Raw genomic sequence first — 288 nt, forward strand, 5'->3', positions numbered from 1 at the left:
CAGGCGGTACGCTTGCCTAAACCCTTCGCGGGTCCGAATAAAAGGGATGGTGAGCCGTCTAGCATCGTACACATCCACATCCCAGCCCCGGTCATCATTACCAAAGCCCGCCACTTCGCGCTCCCAGGAATAAACATCAATCGCAATATGCCCGGTTGAATAGCAGTCAATAAAAGGCGAGCCGGTCGAACCACGGCCATCGGAATAAAAACAGCAGCTGTTGTAACCCATGCTCCGCAGAGCTTTAACTTCCTGTTTAATCAGTGCATTCATGGCATTCCCTCAGTG

The 288-nt window shown here is 52.1% G+C and carries 1 protein-coding gene; it reads right to left on the minus strand.

All coding sequences use genetic code 11. The features are described from left to right. On the minus strand, positions 1-273 hold a 273-nt coding region (locus ADK28_RS01310; RefSeq protein WP_048794676.1), incomplete at its 3' end, for a hypothetical protein. Positions 274-288: the final 15 nt, after the last annotated feature.

Source organism: Serratia sp. 506_PEND, assembly GCF_001076875.1.
GTDB lineage: Bacteria > Pseudomonadota > Gammaproteobacteria > Enterobacterales > Enterobacteriaceae > Serratia > Serratia marcescens.